Origin of the sequence: Fibrobacter sp. UWR4 (assembly GCF_003149045.1) — a bacterium.
Classification (GTDB): Bacteria; Fibrobacterota; Fibrobacteria; order Fibrobacterales; family Fibrobacteraceae; genus Fibrobacter.
In genome coordinates this window covers 1-22713 of record NZ_QGDU01000038.1, presented here as the reverse complement: position 1 = coordinate 22713, position 22713 = coordinate 1, and the positions used below count along the sequence as shown (strand labels likewise).

Below are 22713 nucleotides of genomic sequence, written 5' to 3'. Positions count from 1 at the left end.
ATGAAAAAATATCTGCTGTTTACAGTTGCAATGATCTTTTACGCATGTAGCGGAAATTCCGACTCGTCTTCTGCTCCATCGTATGATGAAATTAGCGAGGGGACCGTTCTGGATGTTCTTGATAGCAAAATAAAAAATGGGGATTTGGTATCTGTGGTTGTGTATGATTCATCTTCCAAAGACACCTTATACTTGAACGTTGAAAAATATGATGAAGACAATGATCGTTATCGTTTGGTTGACGAATCCTCGTTAGACACGATTATTGCAAATATTGATAAGAAAAACTTAGAGGTTATTGAAATCATTCACGGCTTGCAAAAGTCTTCGGATTCCAAAGACAATAAGCTTTCTAGTAGTATTTCATCAAAGAGTTCTTCGTCTTCGGGAAAAGGAAGTAGTTCTTCAATTAGCTCAAGCAGTAGAGGATCTTCTCAATCTTCATCGAGTAGCTGGCGTAGACAAAGTGGAACGATGACTGCTCCTGAATTTTCCGTTGTTGTCGAAAATGAAGAAATGCGGTTTGACTTGAACAAGATGAAAATGCTGGATAAGCGTGATGGTCATGAATATCCGCTGAAACTTTCGGGAACAACGCTTTCAATGAATGCTTATCTGAACTATGCTGTAAAAGACAGCTGGTGCTATTTGGATTATTCAAAGAATTGTGATCGTTATGGTCGACTTTATACATGGAATGCCGCTTACCAGGAAAAATCAACTTCAACCTGTTCTCCAGGGAACGAACAAGGTGTTTGTCCTATTGGTTGGAAAATTAAAAATGTTGCTATAGATGGTCTCTATGCCGGTTATCGTGATGATAATGGTTATTTTGGTTTTATTTTGGATGAAGCGTGGGTGTGGACTCCAAAGTCTCCTAGCACTATGGTGGTGAATCAGAGCTGTGATTATTCATATGCATTTACCGGCAAGGCTTGTGCTGGAGAAAAATGTTTAGGCGACGGTTATTATTCGGACCGCAAGTATAAAAAGGATGCTGTTTCAGTTTCCTGTTATTATCAGTGGCCTATAGAGGTTCCCGATAGTGTGACGCTTCCTAAGGCTGCTCCAGTGCCCACTTATAGCAAACCGAAAGCATTGTCTCCTTATTCTGGCGAATTCGGTGAGCTTGTAGATGAACGTGACGGGAATATCTATAAAACTGTGGTTATTGGTGATCAAACCTGGATGGCAGAAAACTTGAATTATGTGATTGACAGTAGTTTTTGTATGGGGGGAAACCGTATTGATTCCTGCGCCAAGTACAACCATTTGGGACGTATGTATAGGTGGGAACAGGCTAATGGATTCAGCTCCAGTGGTTACGACCGAAATCAAGTAGATTGGCCTATACAAGGTGTTTGTCCTGATGGGTGGCATATTCCTACTATGGCGGAGTGGAAGACGTTGCTGAATTATGTTCTAGAAGCTACAGATGGAACATATATCAGTAATGCTTTGTATGCAAAGCGATGGGATGAAAATACCGAAGGCGGTGTTGATCCCTATGGCTTTGGCATGATTTCTTCAGGACATAAACACTACTACGATATTATTTATGACTATGGTTTTGGTTATGTGGAGTTTATGATTTCTGATGAACGAGAAACACGGGATTGGCTGGTAAGATTTGCAGCTCCAGGAACTAATTATGATGGCGGAATTTACTACGATAGTGATAATTATAAGAGCTATCCGCATATTCGATGCATCAAGGGTAAAGGATCCAATGCGGTGCGTCCTTCAATGCCAGAAAGTTCCGTAGAATCTTAGGATTTTTTTAGAATAAACGAAAAGGCCTGCTTAAAGCAGGTCTTTTTCGTTTAAATGTAGAGCGATTACATCTCCGGATCCAGTTCGCCGCGGATGATTTCGACTTCGTGATGGTTCACCAGGCTGATGATGTTGGTGGGGCGGATTTCGATGGGGCCGCAGTCCACCATCATGTCCACGGAATGCTCGAAGGTTTTCCAGAGATCGTCGGGCTCGTAGATGTCTTCTTCGCTGAGTTTTGCGGCGGTGCTGAGGATGGGCTTGTCGAAGTGCTGGAACAGTTCCTTGAAGAAGGGGTGGGTAGGCATTCTGACGCCGATTTCGGGGCGTTTCACATCCAGGCGGCGGGCGATGTGGGGGTCTGCCGGAAGGATGAAGGTAAAGGGTCCGGGAACGCGGGGCTTCATGATGTTGAAGGCGAAGTTATCCACGCGGGCGTAGTCGGTGGCGGAGCGGATGTCCGGAATGATGAGGGCCATGAAGAACTTCTTCATGGGCTTCTTCAGGGCATAGAGCTTGTGGATTGCCTTGGGGGATTCTGCATTACAGCCGATGGCGTAGCCGGACTCGGTGGGATACAGAACAAGGCCGTCGTCTTCCAGGGCGGCGGCGGCAAGCTTTACGATACGTGCCTGCGGGTTTAATGGATGAACTTCGAATCGCATGTTCCTAATATAGTATATGCTAAAGCTTTTTTGTTATATTTTATCAACAATTCTTGGGAATGCCTATGGAACACTTGATTAACATGAAAATGGTTTTTGTCGGTAACTTTATCGGCTTGACCTTGCTTGTTATTCTCTTTATGGAAAATGCATGGCGTCTACATCGTGGTAACCGTAATGGCGAAAACATTGCGATCATGACGATGATTCTCACTTGCGCGGCCTCCTGTTTTCTAGACCCTATTGCCTATTACGTGGATGGCCTGCCGGGTACCCTGTCCCGAATAGTGGCGTTTATCTCCAACGACATTCTGTTCCTTTCCTACGGTGTAATCAGCATTAGCTGGGTTTATTTCATGGCTGTGCATCTGGAAGGAAAAATCAGCCGTAGGCATTTTATTTTCCTGTTGTTCCTGGTGGGCTTTGTGGTTGTCATGCTGGTGGTAAACCGCTTTAATCCCATTGCATTCGAAATTGATGCCCAGGGAAACTATACCCGTAAGGTGGGGTATTTCATCAACTTGTTTGTGAACGCCATTATTATGACCGACGGTATTCTTCTGTACGCCCGTTGCCGTCGCAAGGGTGGCTTCATGAAAAGTTTCCCTATTGCGGGATACCTTTCCCCTCTTGCTGCTGCCGTGATCGTCCAGTCCTACTTCTATGGCGTGTCCGTCATTTCTCCCAGTATTGCTGTGGGTATTGCAAGTATCATTGCTGGCCTCAAGAACGAACATGCCTATCGTGACGAACAGACGAACTTGTTCAACCGTTCCTATCTGGATGCCTACTTCACGAAGATTGTGGCCAAGCACCGCGTGACGGGCTTCATGATCCGCCTCAAGAACTTGGATGACATCAACTTGGCAAGCGGTTTCCAGGAAGGGGATCGATCCATTGTCCGTGCAGCCTCTTTCCTGAACGAGGCTGTAGGTGACCTGGGCGTGGTTGCCCGCTTCTCTACGGATCGTTTCGTGGTGCTGCTGAACACTCAGGCAGATACCATTATCAGGGTCCTGGAAGATGAAATCCGTAACGATTTCGAACGCTTCAACAGGAACAACAAGGTGGTGAATTATGCCTTCGATATGTGCCATGTTAAGCTCAAGAAGGAAAATTCCGAACTGTTCCTGATGCTGAACGAACTGAATCAGCTGCTGAAATAAAAAATCCTCCTAACATTTCGGGATGACCTGGGTGCCCTCGAAGGCATCCCTGATGTGGTTGAACGTCAGTGGCTTTTGGTACATGCGGGCGCTGAGTACGTCGAAACGGCATGGGGTGTCAAAACCCTTGGGGGCGTGTTCCTTCTGGGTGGCAAGGAAATGGCAGGCAGTCTGCCAGATCTTTTTCTGCTTGTCGCGATTGACTCGTGCGGCTGGGTTCCCCTGCTGGTTGTTCCAGACGGACTTCACTTCCACAAACACGATGGTTTCGCCATCCTTCGCCACGATGTCCAGCTCCCCGCCACGGTAGGCGTAATTGCGGGCAATGACTGTAATGCCTTGTCGTACTAGAAATGCGGCTGCCTGAGTCTCGACGAAGTTTCCCTTGGGCTTGTTGTTTTTTTTACGGGCATCAATATCCTGAGTCGTTTTATTCATGGGGATTTCCTTTTTTTGGACGCGAAAAGAACGCACAACAGGCGCTGTGCGTTTCCCCATTTTAAGTTCGAGCCTTGTGGCTATCTAGGCAATAGAAACTAGAATCTAGAGATTAGAGACTAGAGTTTAGAAAGTGGGCGCTAGGGCAGTTCCATGCCTAACAGGCGGATTTCGGAAATGGCGAAGTCCGCATTCTCGGCTTCGTAAACATCGTCCAGATAGATCTTCAGTTCCGTAGATTCCATGGCCTGGATTACGGGATACTGCATGCCCTTCACGTTTTCCAGCTTCACCTTCTGCTTGAATCCGTCCTTGGTTTCGAGGGTCAGGGTGCGGGGTTTCTTGAAGATGCGGAAACGGTCGCCGAAGGCGTCGTCGGTGGACTTCTGGTAACCGATGGCGATGCCGAAGTGGGTCACTACCGCGTTGCAGTCAAAGTATAGGGTGAGGACCGGGTTCTGAGGCTTCTGGGGCTTAGTGTAGAGCCAGGCGGTCTTCAGGTCATTGTCGTTCAGGTTGGAAAGGGGGTAGCCGTTAGTTTGGTCCACTTCCAGTGCCTTCGTCTCGTAATTGCCCAGGGCTTCGGTCCATTCCAGTTCCCGCAGGGTGCTTTCCGGCTTGTGGGTCAGCATCAGGAGAATCAACAGCATGATGATCAGCGGGAAGATGAAGATGGCGAGGGCGGCAAGCTTGCGCTGCAGTTCCTGAGCCTTGGGGGAAATCCTGCTTGCCATGTCCGTAATGGAAACGGTATGGCGGCGGAGCGGCGTGTGGCCACCGGTAAGGCGGTTGCGGTCCTTGTCCCCGAACACCTGGTCGCAGGCATCCAGGAATTCCTGCATGTCGTGGAATCGTTCGTTCAGCTTCTTCTTGAGGCACTTGAGGATCAGTGCGGAAAGTCCCTGGGGCATATCCTTACGGAACAGTTCCGGTGCCGGAGGGGGTTCCTGCACATGCTTGAGGGCGATTTCCACAGGGCGGCTTCCTTCGAAGGGGAGGCGTCCGCAGGTCATTTCATAGAGAATGACGCCCATGCTGTAAATGTCGGACTGCAGGGTGACGCTATCGCCGTGGCACTGTTCCGGGCTCATGTATTCCGGAGTACCCATGGTCATGCCGGTGCGGGTCAGGCGTTCCTTTTCCATTTCCTGGACGTAGGAGATACCGAAATCCATGATGTAGACTCGGTTGTCGCGGGTCAGCATGATGTTGGATGGTTTCACGTCACGATGGACAATGCCCTTGCCATGGGCGTAAAGGAGGCCGCGGGCAATCTGGCGGATAATCACTTCGATGGCGTCGAAGGAAAGCTGTTCCTTGTTGTGCAGGATTTCCGATAGGTTGGTACCTTCCACGTAGGTCATGGAAATGAACAGCTGGTTCTTTTCCTGACCGAAGTCGAACACATGGACCACGTTCTGGTGGTCCAGTTCTTTCATGGCCTGGGCTTCCAGATAGAAGCGCTTGATGGCTTCCGTATCGGAGGAGGCGTCCAAAATCTTGAAAGCAACTTCGCGGTTCAACCTCTTGTCCATGGCCTTATAGACGTTGCCCATGCCGCCCCTTCCCAGGGTGCCGATCAGGTCGTAGTTTTCATTAAAAGGACGAGGAAAAATTTCAGGTTTCTGCGGTGCGATCATTTTGCTTTCTTGGAACGATAGAGTTTAATTGCCATCACAATATAACAACCTATGGCGATGGCGAGGGCGGCGACAGTATTAATGAAGGGGTCTTCCCGCTCCAAAAATAGATTCAGCAGGCTGGACTGGTTGTAGCGGGACCAGATAATGGTGGAAAGCCCGCGGCCAACAGGAAGCATCTGGTCCAGAGGGACAAGGGCACCTGCCAATGCCACCTGAGGAATTATCAGGAGGGGGAGAAGAGCGTTCGCCTGGCCGGAATTCCTGGCGAAGGCGCTGACCATAAGCCCAATGGATACGGCGGGAAGAACCATGGCGAGGAACGCCACCAGAATCATGGGCTGCCAATGGACGGAAATCCTGAAGTTCACGAAGGCGAAGACAATCAGCGTCTGGAGCCATGCCGCAATTACGGGCAAAAACATTTTTGCGGTAATGGTAGGGAGCACCTTCACGCCCTTGCGGAATTCTCCCTGGAGGATTTCCCTTTCCGCCACAATCTCACGGATGGACAAGGAAAGTGCAAGCCAGTTGGCGGACAGGATGACCGCAAAGGCGACAATCCAGAGGGACGACAGGCTGGAGAAAATCTGGGAGAAAAGGAACCCGATAATCAAAGGCTGGAAAAGGATTGCAAGGGACTTTCCCTTATCCCTGAACCACTGCTTTGCGGTCAGGGCCACCTTGTAAAGGAAAACGGGAGCAAGCTTTGTTTTCGGGAAGTAAAGGTTCCTGGACGGGATGTAGGGTACGAGGCCGGCTCCGGTCTGGTTCCGGGTCGTTTCGTCCTCGTTGCTGGACTTTGCGTCCTTAAGGCTGGAGAGGATCTCTTCGGCGTCTTCCGTCTGGAAATGGCCATAGGCCTCCGCGGAGGAGCCGTAGAACACTTGATGCCCCTGATGGATGATCAACAGCTTGCTAGCCACCTTCAGCGCCTCGTAGCTGTGGGTGGTGAGAATCACCGTATGGCCCAGGAACGCCAGCTGCTTCAGGTGGGAACAGAGAATGCGGGAATTGTACGGATCAAGACCGGAGAGAGGCTCATCCAGGATAATGAGGCCAGGAGATCCCATAAGTTCGCGGGCGAGGGCGACGCGGCGAAGTTCGCCGCCGCTTAGCGTCCTTACGCCATTATCCATACGTTGGCTAAGCCCGAAAAGTTCGCAGAACTTTTCCAGTCGCCCCTGGACGTTCTGCTTGAAGTCAAGCTTGTTCATGGACACGCGGCCACCGTCCAGAAGCGTCTCCCGTACGGTCAAGTCCATACGGAGCTGTGGATCCTGTTCCAGGAATGCGATGCGCTTTCGGATTTCCGTATTGCGGTAATCCAGGCCGCCAATATAGACTCTGGAGTTTTCTCCACTGCGGTTAATGCCCTGGAGTAATTTCAGGAGGGTAGACTTTCCCTGTCCGGAACGACCGATGATGGCTAGAATTTCACCAGCGGGAAGGGTGAAGTTCACATCCTGTAGCAAGCGCTTCTTACCTGCGTAGACGTCCAAATTCTGGGCGTGTACATCAAATCCAAGAGGGATTTCCCTGCAGCATACATTCCCTGCACTGCAGGAAATTTCGTATCCCGGCATCCGGATGGATTCGCCTTCCGCAAGTTTCTTCTGGCTGATACCCTTTCCCTCGGGGGAGATGTATTTCTCCTTGAACTGGAGGGAGGCTCCGTCTCTTTCCAGCTGGGCGGTAACCCCTTCCGGCAGGCCCGTCTCGGAACTGGCGGTGGAGTTCACCAACAGCAGCGTCAGGAGGTTATCCTTGAAGGAGGCGCGGATCTGCTGCGTCCCGATCAGGATAATGTCTCCATCTTCCACAGGACTGCCTTGTGCTTCCGGATTTTCGCTGAAGGGTACGTCCTCGCCATTCAGCTGCGTCACGCTGTTCTGGGTAATGTTCCGCAATGTCCATCGTCCCTCTTTACACTCCATCACGGCGTGAGACCTGGATACCATCAGGTTATCCAGAACCAGGCTGTTGTCCGACTTGCGGCCTATGGTAAAAGGCCTGGACTCATCGGGAGTGACAATTTGGAACGAACGCATGGAGTGCGGAACCTTCTGGACTTTGAAATTAAGCAAGCGCCTTCAGACCGGCAATAAAGCGGTCGCAGGCCTTTTCAAGAGTTTCATCGCTTGCGGCGTAGGAGAATCGAACGCAGGTGTCGTCACCGAAGGCGGCCCCCGGAACGATGGCCAGACCCTGAGACTGCAGCAGGTATTCGCAAAGCTCGATGGAGCCGGAAATGACTTTTCCTTCGGGCGTTTTCTTGCCGTAAAATGCTTCTACAGGAGCGAACAGGTAGAAGGCTCCTTCCGGTGCGTGTGCCGGCACGGGGAGAATTTCTGCGGTACGCTTCAGCATGTAATTGCGACGCTTGAGGAATGCGGCCTGCATGGCTTCCACGTTGGACTTGTCCATTTCCAGCGCGCCAAGAGCTGCATACTGGGCCACGTTGCTGGGGTGGTGTGTTGCCTGTCCCTGGATCTTGCCGATAATCTTTGCGATTTCAGCGGGAGCGGCATCGTAACCGATTCGCCAGCCCGTCATGCAATGGGACTTGGAGAAACCGTTGATGACGATAGTACGTTCCGCCATGCCGGGGAAGGCCGCTGCAGAAACGAATTCGGTATCGTAGACGAAGTATTCGTACACTTCGTCGGAAATGCAGTAGATATCCTTTTCAACGATTACCTTTGCAAGTTCAGCAAGTTCCTCCTTGGTGTAGACTGCGCCGGTGGGGTTGCAGGGATTGTTCAGAAGGATGGCCTTGGTCTTATCCGTAATGGCTGCACGGAGCTGTTCTGCGGTAATCTTGAACTTCGCATCCTTGGTGGCCTGCACAAATACGGGAGTGCCTCCCAGCCACTTCACCAGTTCCGGATAGGTCACCCAGTAAGGTGCGGGAACGATCACTTCGTCGCCCGGATTGATGAGGGCTGCCAAGGAATTGAACACGGCGTGCTTTGCACCGCTGGTCATGATAATCTGTTCCGGCTTGTAGTCCAGGCCGTTCTCGTCCTTCAACTTCTTTGCAACAGCCTTGCGTACATCCATGATGCCTACGGGAGCGGTGTAGCGGGTCTTGCCGTCGTTAATGGCCTTGCAGGCGGCTGCACGGATGGGTTCCGGGGTAGGGAAGTCCGGTTCACCTGCGCCAAGGCTTACCACGTCCTTGCCGTCTGCGATCATCTGCTTTGCCAAGGTGTCGATGGCTACGGTAAGGGATGCTGCAATATTCAAAGTTCTATTGGAGAGTGCTTTCATGTTCAAGCCTTTGTTTTTTGCGGAGTCGATGCTGGTCCAGCGCTCCTGCAATGAGAGGGTAAATCGTAAGCTGGGCTACAATGATGCAGACAAGACCAATAAGGGTTACTTGTCCCATATTGCGGATTCCAGGATGGGAAGAGAAAATCATGGCTACAGGGCCTAGAATTGCTGCAATCTGCCCGACAAGAACAGAAGAAAGCTTTGTCTGGAGGACCATCACGGCAGTGGTTCCCGTAGGCTTCTCGAAATAGGAGGACCAGAGCTGGAGGGATCCATCCACGCTGGCTCCGATGACGAGCACGAACGACAGGGCGCTATAGACTGAAATGTGGAAGTTCATGCCGTAGAGAATAACCGTCAGCCAACTTAAGGCAAACATGGAGGGCAGCATGATAAAGATGGCTCGGTTCAGGTTGTTGATGAAAAGCAGCAGCAGCAACCACAGGATAATGGACCCAAGGACAATGCTTTTTCCCACGTTGGATAGGATGGTATCCAGCACCAAGGCGCGAAGCACTGGTGTCCCGCAAATCTTGAACTTCTTGTCCTGAACATCTTCCAGCTGCTGAAGCTGCCTGTAGATGTGGCGGCAGGCCAGACCGTTATTGGGATCCTTGGTGGGGACGATAAAGGCGAATACGCCGGAATTTCCATGCTTGTCGGAGAACTTGCGGGTAATATTCTGGGAAAGTTCAAATTCCCTGAAGTCAGTTTCATAACTGCTCAGCATGTTGACGATAGCGGTGCTATCTTCTACTCCCAGCTGGCCAAGAACTTCAGGCGACACCTGGTGCTTGAGATAGTCGATCTGGTTCTTCTTGCTTTGGGATTCCTTGGGCAGGAACTGGTACTGGGTGTAGATACGTCCCAAGTCCGGAATGCGGCCACGTTCCTGCAGGTGGTTGAAATCCTGCATCAGCTTATTGTTGTAGGAGGAGTCCGGCATCATGATAATGATGGGATCGTAGGTGGAGAAACCTGTGGTGCTGATCAGGGAATCCACCGTAGTCTGATGGTGCTTAAATTCGGTCTGCCTGAAATCGTAAAGGAAATTCAGGTTGAAACCTCCATAGACAAGTCCCACTAGGCTTACTGCACTGATTGCAAAAATGATGATCCAGTTGATCTTGCTTGGAATCAGGGGGATGTTGAAGGGCCTGTGGATGTGTGAACCCACGTTGAAGGACTTGTTCCGCTGCATGTACTTGAGGGTAGCTGTAGCCAGCACAGGACAGATAAACAAGTTGAGGATGGCTCCGATAGCACCCAGGTTCGCGAATTCACGAAGTCCCGGAAGGGGAACCAGATTCAGGGAAAGGAACAGCCCTGCCATGATCAGGCTGGAAGACGCTACCGCAGGTCCTACTCCCAAAAGGGCGCTTTCGAGACAGAGGGCGGGACTTAGTTTCTGCAGTCTTTCGTGGTAGTAGCGGGTATGGATATGGACCAGAATCTGGCAGGCATGCCCTGGCAGCAGTAGCATCAGGACCATGGTAAAGAGTGAAACTCTTCCGTACAGGAAATAGGCCGCAGACAGCATGAACAGCAGGGGCAGAGCCATTGGGATGGCCGAAATGGGAATCAGCTGGGGCTGCTTGTAGAAATGAATTCCAAGAAGCAGCAGGAAGAAGAGGACTGCCATGCCGCCTGCAAATTTGGCCTCGGGCAGCAAGGTTCGCCCCGTCAGGACTGACTGATAGACCTTTCCTCCATAGTACACCTGGATTCCCGCAGGAACCACGTTTTCCTTCATGTAGGCAAGCACCCTATGGTACAGCACTCGGTTGGCCTGCAGGTCGGACAGGGACTGTGTGGGGTAGATGTCAATGACGCGGACCGTTCCGTCGGGATTGGAGAAACTTTGCTGCAGGTTGCGGAAGTATTTTTCCTCCACCTGACGGATAAAGCCGCCGGCGACCTGCTGGACCTGCGGGGTGTCCGCCGGTTCTTCCAGCTCCACGTAGAACGGATTGTGCTTCAGGTTCTCTTTCTCACGGAACGATTCAATGTGCGTCAGAACCTTGGAAAGGTCGTCCTCGCTGGCGTAGAGCAGCTTATTCTTTTCGTAGAACTGTACGTCCGCCGCATATTCGATAAAGTTGACCAGCGTGTCCTTCTGGAATACCTGGGCGAACTTTTCCGCCTGCAGATAGTTTTTCAGGCTGTCGCCGGACTGGAAAACCACCGTCAGGCTGCCCAGGCCACCAAAGGCGTCCTCGATGGATTCGTAATCCATCTGGAAGTCGTTTCCGTTAAAGGCGTCCTGGAGCTGCAAATCCCAGCGCAGGTGCCTTACGGGATAAATGGAGAGAATCGCCAATGCAAGGAGGAAGAGGGCGACAGCCCTGGGGTAGGCGGCCAAACCTCGTATAATTTTTGCAATAGCGGAATACATAGCCACAATATAATTATATTGGAGGTGTATGTGTTTCGGTTCAAAAGTCCTTCGGCCCTATATGGCTATTTTGCTGCTGCTTCTCGCTGCAGTACAGGCTTATGCTTCCGAAACATCCGATGCGTCACCGTCCGGGGATTCCGTCGAGGTAAAAACATCCGAACCTTTCTACCTCTGGGCATTCAACCATATCATTCAGCCGGCGTTGAACGGGCTAATCTATCCGATCTCCGCTCCCATCCACTACACCGTGAAAAATGGAGTCCTGGAGAAGGGCGTGGATCTTATTACTTACGGCGAAAAGAAGAACATCATGGTCTATCCTAGCTTCAACTTGAAGCCGGGATCTACAACTTTGATCGGCGCCAACTATAGACATCGCGGAATTCTCCTGGACCAGGATTATCTGGTGACCCAGTTCGCCTATTATGCTAACGGGGACATTTCACTTGCCATGAGATATACCAAGCATTCCCTGTTTGGCTCCAAGTTCTTTGGCGGCTATCGCCTGAACATGCTTAAGGACCGCGACGCAAGTTTTATCCTCCCGGAAACCAAGGAACGCTTTACCCAGCCGGATTCCAGCGTGTGGATGACCTTTAGATTGGGACGCCCCATTTCTGAATCCATGAACTGGAACATTGAATTCTGGGGAACAGTGCGATTTAATGACGCAAGCCTCCCTGATGGACAGGATTCCATCCTGATTAGCGACAAGTATCCCATTCAGGATAGGGGACTTTACCAGAAGGGAATGCAGTTCCCCTTAGGAATTTCGCTGTTCTACGACAATCTGGACTATCCCTACGCACCTTCAAAAGGTTTCAGAATTGGTCTGATCGGGTCCTACAATTTTGTTCCCGAATACGACGGAATTGATTATGAGGACCTGGGATTGAAACCTCCCAAAGGCGAAGGGAAAACCCTGAAGGATGGGGGCATGAATCATGACTTCATCAAGACGGAATTCCTTTACCAGCATTATTTTTACCTGGGATCAACCGGAAAGCAGTACATCCTTTCTGCCAAGGAAGCCCGCACAACCCGACGTTTCTATACGGACTTCAGCTGGGATGAGGCCATGAGAATCTGGCGACCCGAAAACGTGAGGAACACCCTCCTGGAACGTCGCGTTATCGCCATTCAGTACCGCCTGTTAAATATCTGGGAAATGGAAGAAGGTGGCGCTCCCTACAACGCGTTCCCCACTCTCAATGCAAGGACTCCTCTCCGCGGTTACGGAAACGCCTGGTCTTCACACCACATGATGAGCCTAAGCTGTGAATATCGCTGGCCTGTGGACCGCTTTGTGGATGGCGTCATCTTTAACGAATATGCTATGGTTTCCCCGACAATTACGGACTGGTCTTTCGACAAATTCTACAACTCCTGGGGCTTTGGCATTCGCGTGCGTCAGCCCAACATGTACCTGTTCCGCCTCCAGTTCGGTTTCCATGGTCTCCATGGCTTGAACCTGGTGATGACCATCGCTCCCGAATTTAAGTAATAAACCCGCTTTATTTTACGACGCAAAAAAAACACCGCCCGAATTGGACGGTGCCCGCAATGCGGTGTGTGTGTAAAACCAACAGCCCCGCCAATCCTGACATAATGCTAGTTATGAATACCTTCATTATTCATTTCGATTGATGAATAACTAGCTGGGGTGGGTGTCCAGAGGGCGGGGGACAGCCCCGCCCTTTGCATCTTATAATGCTAATTCTTCTTGGGTACTTTCTGCTGCAAACCCTCGGGTTGGGGGAGTCTTGTGCAACATCTTGTAGGCTAGGGTGGTAACCATTCTCCCGCGGGGTGTCCTGGAGAGCAATCCCTTCTGGATCAGGTAAGGCTCGTAGACTTCTTCCAGCGTGTCCGCCTCCTCGCCAATAGCCGCCCCGATGGTTCCAAGTCCAACAGGTCCGCCGCCAAACTTATCGATAATAAGGGCAAGAATCTTCCGGTCCATATTGTCCAGGCCTTCGCTATCGATGCCCAGCATGTCGAGGGTCTTTCCCGCAGACATCTGGTCGATGACGCCATTCCCGCGGACCTGCGCCACGTCACGACAACGCCTTAATACACGGTTTGCGATTCGGGGCGTACCACGGCAACGACCGCCCAGCAGTCGGGCCGCATCTTCCTCGATTTTCACATTCAGGATATCCGCACTACGCATGATGATTTTCATCAGGTCTTCTTCGTCGTACAGTTCCAGGCGATAATGCAGTCCAAAACGGTCTCGGAGAGGCCCCGTCAGCATGCCACTTCGGGTTGTCGCCCCCACTAGGGTAAAATGTTTCAGGGGGAGGTTCACGCTTCGGGCGGTGGGGCCGGAATCCAGCATGATGTCCAGTCTAAAGTCTTCCATGGCGGGGTAGAGATATTCTTCCACCACACGGCTCAGGCGGTGAATTTCATCGATAAACAAGACATCATTTTCCTGCAGGCTGGTTAAAAGTCCCGCCAGGTCGCTTGCCTTTTCCAGGACAGGCCCGCTGGTAATATGGATATTGACACCCATCTCTCGGGCGATAATCCCTGCCAATGTCGTCTTTCCCAAGCCGGGAGGGCCGCAAAACAGGCAATGGTCCAGCGAGTCGCCGCGGTGTTTTGCCGCTTCGATCGCAATGGAAAGACTTTCCTTGATACTTTTCTGTCCGGTAAATTCACTTAGTGAAGGGGGACGAAGGGAGCGTTCCACATCGCTTTCGTCACCAAGACGACATTCTGGGGAAATAATACGCTGATCTTCCATATTAGGGGCTAGGGTATAGGGGCTAGGGGGTTTTAGGGGCTAGGGTCTAGGGGTTAGGACAGCGGGATGCATGCGTTTGCGATTTCTGGATGGGTTCGTCTTTAAATTTTCATATGGAGTATTCTCGACATCCCTAGTTTCTAGTCTCTAATCTCCAGTCTCTAATCTCTAATTGCGGGTTGTTAAAGGTATTTTAGGGCTTCGGGAATGAGTGTTGCTGCATCAGCGGCGTCCCCAAGAACTTCTACTGCCTTGACCACGGCCTTTTCTGCTGCAGGATCCTTTACGCCAAGGGTATGGAGTGCAAGAACGGCTTCCAGCTTGGCTCCCGTGAGGGCACCCATGCTGGTGACTCCGCTTCCTTCAAGATTCCCCAGGCCCTGCAACATTGTTCCCGCCTTGTCCTTTAAGGTAAGGACCATCTGTTCGCAGGTCTTTTTGCCCAAACCCTTAATTTTACTCAGGGCGGACTTGTTGTCGCTGGCAATCATGTTCAAGAGATCGGCGGGGGAGACTCCACTCAGGATACGCTGTGCCATTTTCGGGCCAACACCATTCACATCCAGAAGCATGAGGAAGGAATCCTTTTCCGTCTTGTCGGCAAAGCCGAAAAGCGTCATGGAATCCTCACGAACCACTAAATTCGTGTGGATCGTAACCTCGGTATTTCCATCGCCAACTTCGGGCAGTTTGCCTGCGGTATATGCCGAAATATTGATGCCATAGCCAACTCCCGCCACATCTACAACGATAAAGGTGGGGGACTTTTCAAGCAAAATACCGCGAATTCTCTCGATCATAGCCTAAAACCTTGTGCACTTTTGTTTACTGCACAAATATATACTTTAAATCAGTCCCTGTCAAGACGAAACTTACACTTTTGTGCAGTCTTTGTGAAAACGTCAAAAAAAATCGTCTAGCGAAACCAGACGATTTTTATAAATCAGAAAGATTGATTTTGATTCGGCTTAATACAGCAGATCTTCAGTAACGATAATTTCGTCGAATTCCCCGGAAGCGTAAACATCGTCACCGGTGGTGCAGCAATAGTCCTTGTACCCCACAAGAATTGCGTTTCCATAAGGTGCGGAAGAAAGATTCCTTGTAGACGGTTCGTAAGCGGTATCGGTTTCCTTGGTTGCAATTAGACTGTCGTTAATGTACAGGGAAATGGACTTGCCATCCCACTGACCGGCAAACTTGTTCCAGCCATCCTTCAATTCTGCAGAACCATTCACGTAAATCTTGTTATCCGGAAGATTCTTGAAGAAGTAGTACTGGTTGCCGGACTTCTGAATCGTCAGTCGGCCTTCGTCGGAACCTACCAGGGCAGCATTGCGCATTTCCTTGAATTTTTCGCTGGGCTTGAAATAGAACTGGAAAGTTCCCTGGGGAATGGACTCGTCCAATGCGTCCAGGACCATCATGTCGCCATTGCCGAAGGAGCCTGCGTTGCCGGAAACGCCCTGAGTCAGCTGGACCTTGTACACGGAATCCTTATCGAAATCTTCGTACAGCAGGTAGCTGCGGCTGTCGCTGGAATTCACGTTGACGGAATCTTCCACAATTTCAGCTTCGCTGGAGGAGCTTTCGATTTCCGTCGAGTCAGCCGGAAGATCGCTAGAAATTTCATAGCGGGCGATATTGGAAATACGAACCTGGTCGTAAGCACCGCTGGTGGTCATGGAGCTGTACTGGCCCGGACCTTCCATGCAGCAGCGGCTCTTGTAACCAATAACAATGAGGTTACCGTAGGTATAGCCACGAGAGGAAGGTTCATAACCCAAGGTATGGGCAACCTTGCCAACCATCTGGTCATTTACCCAGATGCTCATGTAGGTGCCGTCCCACTGACCGGCAATCTTATTCCAGCCGTCATTCAGATTCAGATCACCCGTCACATAGAAATGCTTGTCGGCGTGATTCTTCTGGAAGATAATCTTGTTGTCCTGGACAAAGAAATGGACGCGGGCTTCGTCATTACCCAGCAGGGTACGGGCGTCCTTGTCGTAGAAATCGCTATTGGGCTTGAACCAGAATTCTACGGTACCCTTTTCCATGGGGAGAATCATGTTGATGGACAAGGGGGCCACTTCGCCGGACTTCAGGGAAACTGCATTACCGCAGACACCATCCACCAGGGTTCCTTCCTGGTAAATGCCTTCCATCTCGTCGAAATAAACGGTGTTTCCGTCCATACGCAAGGCGTTTTCGCACTTGACTTCCTTATTGGGTGTTGCCAATTCAGAAGGCATAATGCCCTCTTCTTCAAAGTATTCGGCAACGCCATCCTCGTTCAGATGCTGCCAAAGGCTTACGTTATCCCCCACCTTGTAGGGTACAACCACGTCGTGCGCAACAACAGATTCCGTGCTTTCGGAACATGCCATAAGGCCAAAAGCGAGTACGGATGGGATCAGAAATTTTTTCATGTTAACCTCCTAATGCTAAAAAACTCTGTTTTGAATATATATAAATTTTTAGAAACCGAGACTAATTTGAGCCATGTACACGCGCTGTTCATCCTGACCGGTGTAATAACCCATTTCTTCAGCCCAGGTAGCAAGTTCGAAGGTAAAGAAGCGGAGCACTTCCAGGCCGATACCTGCAGTGGGGTAGCCACCTCTGAAACCACCGGCGATTCGCAATGCAAGAGCACGGATTTCGTTGTTGTAGCCCGGCCATGCAAGGATGTTCTGTTCCACTTCCATACCGAAATTCAAGTGGGAGAGGGGCTTGTAGTTTCTATCACCGGACAGGGCATTCTCAAAATCACAGGCAAAGTTCAGCTTGCGTCCATAACCAGTATTCTTGTTAAAGAATCGGGGGCTGTAGTTAAAGCCGGCAGTAAGGTTCGGACGGATACGATCCCCAGCCAGTTCCTTGAAGTAGACGTCACGGAGGGACATGCCTAGACGGAATTCGCGGGTCAGCTGGTAAAGGATACCAATATCCATACCTACGGAAATAGACTTGAAGTCGAACAACTTGTCGGTTGCGTCGTGATAGCGGTCTTCAAGAGTATCCTGGAGGGAGCTGTAGTTCAGCACATCCATGGTCATCATGTCTACCTTCTGGCGCTTGGCGATCTTACCGCCGATACCTACGGAGAAGTCATCCGTAAAGCTGTAAGCAACACCAGCCTGAGCCACTGCGTCCACATAGAAGGTATCAATAGCCATGTAGGGGAGAATCAAGCCACCGTCCAGGTAAGGAGCGATGCTACCGTCTACCCAGATTGATGCACCGAAACCATGGAAGGCCATTTCGGCATCCATCTTGATCTTCATGTCCAAAGTCTTGTGGTCGTAGGAGTTCAAGGTGTTGATCAGTTCCGGATGGGCGCTCAGGGAGTCCATCAGAATGTTGGTACTGCCGACGCCTAAAAGCTCCGCCATATCATGGGCACGCTGGTAAAGAGCCTGCAATTTCTTGACGTCGTTATAGGTGGAGAAGTACTTTTCAAAAGGACCTGCACCACCCAGGTTCAATCTCATGTCACCGATAAGGTTGCGAGGATAGTAGCCCTGTTCCGGACGCTCATTGAAGTTACCCAGGCGGTTGATCTGGGAAAGACCTGCGTAGTTGTAATAAATGGCTTCCTTGTCGTCCACCACGGCCACATGGGCGTTACCCATGGATTCTGCACGGAGAGAATGATGGGTAGGAGCCTTTGCTGCAAAGGAAAGAGTTGCAAGGCCTGCAATTGCGAGTACTGCAAATAAACGTTTCACGATTACTTCCTCCCTTCAAACCACTTCAGGAATCTTGCCTGGTCGTAGTTTGCCCAGCAGCCACCAACATAGTTCTTGCGCCAGTCCAGATCGTACTTGATATTGTTGATATCCGTATCGTGACGGACAAGTTCCTTGTTTGCAATTCTTTCTTCGATGGTAGAGCCGTACCAGCCAAAGTTAGCGGCAAAACGGAATCGATGGTCACCCACGTCCTTGCGATCGTTGGACTTTTCAATGATGAACTTGTATTCCTTCTCGTCCACTTCGCCCATCAGGCCGTCACCGTCGATGTCCACAAGCTGGTAGTCTTCGGGGGAGGTCACCTTCATGACCTGGATGGGGCTATGGATACGGACATCGAATTCGCGGGTAGTGGTGTTGTTTGCTCGCAAGTCTTCATCCACTTCGCCGTCTCCGTCGTTATCTTCGCCATCGAATACTTCTTCGTCAACGCAACCGTCTCCGTCGTCATCCATGTGGTTTCCCACCAGCAGGAATACGTCGGCACGGTCGATTTCGGAATTGTTCACCACTTCAGCAATAGAGATGATCTGGTCTGCCATCACGTCGGTAGCAAGGATCAGTGCAGTATCTGTCAAAAGTTCAGAACCAGGGACATATTCACGAATAATAGCGTTGGTAGCTTCCGGATTGGTCTTCAAGGTCTGGGCTGTTGCCGCCAGTGCAGAGAAGGTCTCCTTAGTCGATTCGCCCAAGGCACTAGGAGTAAGTTCGGACCAGTTAATGGCGATAGACCCTGTATTGGGGTCCGTTGCAAACAGGCTCTGGAGATTCAGGCTTGCCTTACGGACGGTAAGAGCGACCTTGGTCATCTGAAGAATCGCATAGCTATTTGCAAAGTTACTGAAGGAAATTCTCTTGTCCGTACGGCCAGTAGAATCTCGTTCAATGAACGGATCCAGATAGTAAAGTACGGAGTCGATGCCACTGGAAATGTTCTGCACGTCCTCATCAGGCATGGTCATGAACTTACTTGCGGCATTCTGGCCTTCCTCAATCTTAGCATAGGAGATAAGCTGGAATAGATTCAGGCCAGGCTGCTGGTTCAGGACGCACTTGGCACGGCCGTACCAGGCTTCGGAGTAGGCAGAGTCCGCGGCAATTGCCCTGTCAAAATAATCACGAGCTTCGGTATACTCGTTTTTCTGGAAATGCAGGTAACCTTCGTAGGTGAGGGCGGCAGCGTCGTCGGACTTAATACGGACATCTTCAGTCGGGTTGAAAATGTTACAGCCGACAAAGCTTAGTGCAGTCGCAAATACTGCGGAAAGGACTAATTTCGTGTGAAATTTCTTTTTCATTTTAGAATTCCAAATTTACCGCAAAAGATAACATTTTTCTTACAAAAAAAATAAAAACACCCTTTTTTCAATGTAAGTTTTGCATTTTTTTCTTTACTTTCGGGCGATTTTGGCTCGTAATGGCAATTTTTTCAAAAAAAGGTATATTTGGGCCATGGATTCCTACAAAGAGTATTTTCCCACCAAGGCATACCGCATTGCGGAGATGCGTCTTGCCGCACTTTTGCGCAAGGAAAGGGACCGCCTGGATCAGCTGGCGGACTCCTTAGGACGCGAATCCGCCATCGGTCCCGACAATCTTGCCTCGGAATTGCCGAACATTCTTGCGTTTACCCAGGAATATCACGACGCTTTTGAAGGGTACTTGAACGCCATTCTGCCACAGCAGCCTCGTCCTATCCAGTGTAGGCCCGCCTGCGGCAACTGCTGCCACCATTACCCCATGTCCGTGGAACCCTTCGAGCTGGTGTTCCTGTACAACGAACTTCGTAAGCGGGACGATCTCCTTTCCATTATGGAAGCCTGCCAGGTGCGCTCTACTTTGTTCGAAAGTCTTTACGAAAAGAACAAGCAACTCCATGAACAGGCGCAAGAGATTGTGAAATCCGTTGAGGACGACTTTGACGATCAGGCCGAAGACGCCGCCCTCCATCAGTATTTTGCGAATTGGAAGCCCTGTCCCTTCTCCGACTATAAGGGAGACTGCGGTGTCTACAAGCTAAGACCAGTTTCCTGCAGGATGTATTTCAGCGAGACGGATCCCAAGTTCTGCACTCCCGAACACCTCCGTACTCCCGAAAACGACAGCTACATCGTGTACCTGCCGGACCATATCGAGGACGCCGTTTATGGGATCTCTGAACATTACGCCCTGCTGGACTTGCCCGAAAGCTATTTCGGTGGCCTGCTGGCCGTAAACAGCTTTGAAGGTACCCTCGGTTCAAACGAGGCTGTTAAGTGAGTTTATTCGGGATACAGCTGGATCTGTTCGGCGCCCAGCCCAAGGTAGAAGAACCTAAGGAAGACGTCAAGGAAACGAACCTTGACTCTACAGGCGTTGTCCGGTTCAAGTACAATCCGCTCCTGAAGAAAAGTATCCGCTGTAAGGCAGGATTCCTCTTTGGACATCCCGAGGTCATGCTCCCCGCCTATATGAAGGCTCCGGAGTTTACCCAGGCCCGCGAGCTTGCCGCCCAGTGGGCTGAACACGCCATACGCCGCAAGACCGCCAAGAACAAAGCCATTATCAAGGATCTGGTGAGCCGCTTCTGGACGCTGGTAGACCAGACTCTGGTGGACATGGGGGAGGCGCCCATCTCCAGCAAGGGACGTGTCCCGCCTATCTGCCCTCAGGGTAAATATCATAATCTTGATGAAGTTCTAGCGGCCATTAACGAAACCTACTTCGAGAACAAGTTGACCTGCAGGATTACCTGGAGTAATCGAGTTGGCGGTCTCAGTTTCCATTCCGTACGTAAGGATCCAATTACTGGTGAAGACTTCCATCTGATTAGTATCAGCAAAGGCTATGATGCCGCCAACTGTCCGCTGTACGCCATTGCAGGCGTTGTTTACCACGAATGCCTTCACATCGTCATTCCGCCTGTAGAATCCAACGGCCGCCGCATTGTACATGGCCGTAATTTCCGCAAGCAGGAAAAGCTGTACATCTATTTCGAGGAATGGACCAAGTGGCACAAGGAAGTGCTTCCGAAAAATATACGAGCACTCCAGAAACATAAACCACTCTAACGTCCTGCAGACAGACGCCCCTCAGGTCATGCTGACGCAGGTCAGCATCGGCTGTTCTCTAGTCCTTTACGCAACGAACCGGATAGGCGTCTTTTTTCGGGGCGATGGATGATGAGTAATTTGAAGCAGTCGGAAGTTCTCTATTCGTATTGTAGCATTCGCTTCTCACAGAATAGGACGGATCAACTTCACACTTTACGAACGCAGTGTCACTGTTAAGCTCGTCAGCAAACCAGAATCCGCTAAGTCTATTTTCGTATATGAAGTTTCCGCTGGCTTTCCTAATTCCAGAGCCTTCTATGTACAAGTCCGAATAACCTGTTCCGCTTGCGCCCTGCCAGCCTGTAGGTGATGTATAGACGTAGCTCTGATATACGGTGTTATAATAGTCATGTTCAACATCAGGAAGGTGCCATCCTGTGGGGCACGCCTTCAATGCGGCTTCATAAGTATAAAGTCTACCATGCTGACTGCACTTGGATGCAACATCTTCGAAGCACCAGCTGTTTTCGGTTTCGTAGTTTAGATTTTCTGCCATCCAGACCGCGTTCTTCAATACGACGGTACGATAGGATTGCCCGTTTCTAGAGTCCGTCAATGTTCCGAAAACAGGCTCCCATCCATCACCACGGCAGATGTATTCCTGACCATAGAAAGTCTTTTTGTCTCCAGAATTACTGTTGCTGCATTCCCCAAGGAAGGTATCTTTTCTTGCGCGAATCCATTCAAAATTTTCGGTGCAAATGAACAAGGTGTCGTTATTGGTTTCGACGTTTCCTATTTTGTCTTTTGAGCAAAATCCGAATAGATTGTCGTATTGGTTTTTATCTTTTCTCCAAAGGTATTTGCACAGGTATTCTTCGTTTTTATATTCCTTGACAGTACCGTAGTTCTCTTCGAGGCAAGTTCCTAGTATAGCATTAACATAGGTGCTTTTCCAATAGTATTCGTTGATCCCTGTAGATGTACTATGTATACAGGCATAGATGGTGTCGTTGTAAACTGCGTTCTTATCAGAGTCGTCTGCAGTACAAATTCCATATTCGTAATCCAAATAGGTGGACGTATACCACTTCTTGTTGTAGCACCTATAATACGTTTTTTCTGAGTACTTAACAACTTTGTTTTGGATCTCATTAATACAAGCTTCTCCAAGCTTAATTTCATCAGACGATAAGGTTCTCCAGTTTTTATTGTCACAGACATATTTTCCAAACATTGTTCCTTGCAATGTACTATTGCAGGCACCATAGTATTCGTAACCAGTCATCAAGCGCCATGTGGAGTTTTTACAAATTACAGAGTCCTGTTTTTCGCCGTCTCTCTCGGCTGTGCAAGCTCCGTACTCAATCTCGTAATCCGAAGCAAATACCCATTTACTCTTTTTACAGATGTAATGGAAAACACTATACTTCACTAATTCATTGTCTCTTTCCTGATTGCATTCACCAAGAACTTCTTCTTTGCTAGCCGATGTCCAGGTGCCGCTTTTGCAAATGTAATTTCCGTCTTCGACGGTTCCTTCTCGCGTTGGTGTGCATATACCAAATTTTTTCTCGTTATGAGATGCTATTACCCATCCTGAATCTTTGCAGACGTATAGTGTCGTTGAATAATACTTGGTTTTGTATAGGCTGTCTGAATCGCACGTGCCTAAAATTTCAAGATAATTTCTAGGGATATTCCACTCTTCTTTTTTGAGGCATCATCAACATGTGTGGAAGCATTTAGGCAGCCTTGCTAGATGATTCTCTCGATTCCGATTCCCATTCGTAGGCTATCTTTACATCTACA

At 49.9% G+C, this 22713-nt stretch carries 17 protein-coding genes; 5 read left to right on the top strand and 12 right to left on the bottom strand.

Features of this window, described 5'->3' with window-relative positions; genetic code table 11:
- The gene (locus BGX12_RS13195) at positions 1 to 1773 is read left to right on the top strand and encodes an FISUMP domain-containing protein (protein WP_158278261.1); all 1773 of its coding nucleotides are present in this window, start codon (positions 1 to 3) and stop codon (positions 1771 to 1773) included.
- 65 nt (positions 1774 to 1838) lie between these two features.
- Here BGX12_RS13195 and BGX12_RS13190 read toward each other — a convergent pair whose 3' ends face one another.
- Entirely contained in the window at positions 1839 to 2438 is a 600-nt protein-coding gene (locus BGX12_RS13190) for an L-threonylcarbamoyladenylate synthase (protein ID WP_109736511.1), read from the bottom strand.
- 65 nt (positions 2439 to 2503) lie between these two features.
- Between BGX12_RS13190 and BGX12_RS13185 the strand changes: the two genes are divergently transcribed.
- Positions 2504 to 3604 carry a GGDEF domain-containing protein gene (locus tag BGX12_RS13185; protein WP_158278260.1) on the top strand — a complete coding sequence of 367 codons (1101 nt, stop codon included), beginning with the start codon at positions 2504 to 2506 and terminating at the stop codon, positions 3602 to 3604.
- Positions 3605 to 3613: 9 nt separating this feature from the next.
- Here BGX12_RS13185 and BGX12_RS13180 read toward each other — a convergent pair whose 3' ends face one another.
- The 5 genes from BGX12_RS13180 to BGX12_RS13160 form a co-directional block, all read right to left on the bottom strand.
- A complete protein-coding gene (locus BGX12_RS13180; protein WP_109736520.1) occupies positions 3614 to 4042 on the bottom strand; it encodes a YraN family protein in 429 nt (142 codons plus the stop codon).
- 140 nt (positions 4043 to 4182) lie between these two features.
- Entirely contained in the window at positions 4183 to 5682 is a 1500-nt protein-coding gene (locus BGX12_RS13175; RefSeq protein ID WP_109736509.1) for a serine/threonine-protein kinase, read from the bottom strand.
- Positions 5679 to 7733 carry an ATP-binding cassette domain-containing protein gene (locus BGX12_RS13170; protein WP_146196347.1) on the bottom strand — a complete coding sequence of 685 codons (2055 nt, stop codon included), beginning with the start codon at positions 7731 to 7733 and terminating at the stop codon, positions 5679 to 5681. Before BGX12_RS13170 ends, BGX12_RS13175 begins: the two co-directional genes overlap by 4 nt.
- Positions 7734 to 7761: 28 nt before the next feature.
- Positions 7762 to 8955: a pyridoxal phosphate-dependent aminotransferase gene (locus BGX12_RS13165; protein ID WP_109736507.1), complete on the bottom strand. Its 1194-nt coding sequence runs from the start codon at positions 8953 to 8955 to the stop codon at positions 7762 to 7764.
- Positions 8936 to 11353: an MMPL family transporter gene (locus tag BGX12_RS13160; protein ID WP_109736506.1), complete on the bottom strand. Its 2418-nt coding sequence runs from the start codon at positions 11351 to 11353 to the stop codon at positions 8936 to 8938. The genes BGX12_RS13165 and BGX12_RS13160 overlap by 20 nt, the downstream gene beginning before the upstream one ends.
- Positions 11354 to 11414: 61 nt before the next feature.
- On the opposite strand from BGX12_RS13160, the gene BGX12_RS13155 reads away from it, so the two are divergent.
- Positions 11415 to 12860, top strand: coding sequence for a BamA/TamA family outer membrane protein (locus BGX12_RS13155; protein ID WP_158278259.1), 1446 nt, complete (start codon positions 11415 to 11417; stop codon positions 12858 to 12860).
- Positions 12861 to 13061: 201 nt separating this feature from the next.
- Here the strand turns inward: BGX12_RS13155 and ruvB are convergent, their stop codons facing one another.
- The 5 genes from ruvB to BGX12_RS13130 form a co-directional block, all read right to left on the bottom strand.
- A complete protein-coding gene (ruvB, locus tag BGX12_RS13150) occupies positions 13062 to 14108 on the bottom strand; it encodes a Holliday junction branch migration DNA helicase RuvB (RefSeq protein WP_109736504.1) in 1047 nt (348 codons plus the stop codon).
- A 182-nt stretch (positions 14109 to 14290) separates the two neighbouring features.
- Complete coding sequence (gene ruvA / locus BGX12_RS13145) at positions 14291 to 14908, bottom strand: Holliday junction branch migration protein RuvA (RefSeq protein ID WP_109736503.1); 618 nt, start codon at positions 14906 to 14908, stop codon at positions 14291 to 14293.
- Between the two features lie 168 nt (positions 14909 to 15076).
- A complete protein-coding gene (locus BGX12_RS13140) occupies positions 15077 to 16540 on the bottom strand; it encodes a LamG-like jellyroll fold domain-containing protein (RefSeq protein WP_109736502.1) in 1464 nt (487 codons plus the stop codon).
- A gap of 48 nt (positions 16541 to 16588) precedes the next feature.
- On the bottom strand, positions 16589 to 17842 hold the full coding sequence (locus BGX12_RS13135) for a conjugal transfer protein TraF (protein WP_233246396.1): 1254 nt from the start codon (positions 17840 to 17842) through the stop codon (positions 16589 to 16591).
- 2 nt (positions 17843 to 17844) lie between these two features.
- Positions 17845 to 19167 carry a tetratricopeptide repeat protein gene (locus tag BGX12_RS13130; RefSeq protein WP_109736501.1) on the bottom strand — a complete coding sequence of 441 codons (1323 nt, stop codon included), beginning with the start codon at positions 19165 to 19167 and terminating at the stop codon, positions 17845 to 17847.
- Between the two features lie 154 nt (positions 19168 to 19321).
- On the opposite strand from BGX12_RS13130, the gene BGX12_RS13125 reads away from it, so the two are divergent.
- A complete protein-coding gene (locus BGX12_RS13125; protein WP_109736500.1) occupies positions 19322 to 20128 on the top strand; it encodes a YkgJ family cysteine cluster protein in 807 nt (268 codons plus the stop codon).
- Positions 20125 to 20919, top strand: coding sequence for a hypothetical protein (locus BGX12_RS13120; RefSeq protein WP_109736499.1), 795 nt, complete (start codon positions 20125 to 20127; stop codon positions 20917 to 20919). Before BGX12_RS13125 ends, BGX12_RS13120 begins: the two co-directional genes overlap by 4 nt.
- A gap of 58 nt (positions 20920 to 20977) precedes the next feature.
- On the opposite strand, the gene BGX12_RS13115 is transcribed toward BGX12_RS13120, so the two are convergent.
- The gene (locus tag BGX12_RS13115) at positions 20978 to 21973 is read right to left on the bottom strand and encodes an FISUMP domain-containing protein (RefSeq protein WP_158278258.1); all 996 of its coding nucleotides are present in this window, start codon (positions 21971 to 21973) and stop codon (positions 20978 to 20980) included.
- Positions 21974 to 22713: the final 740 nt, after the last annotated feature.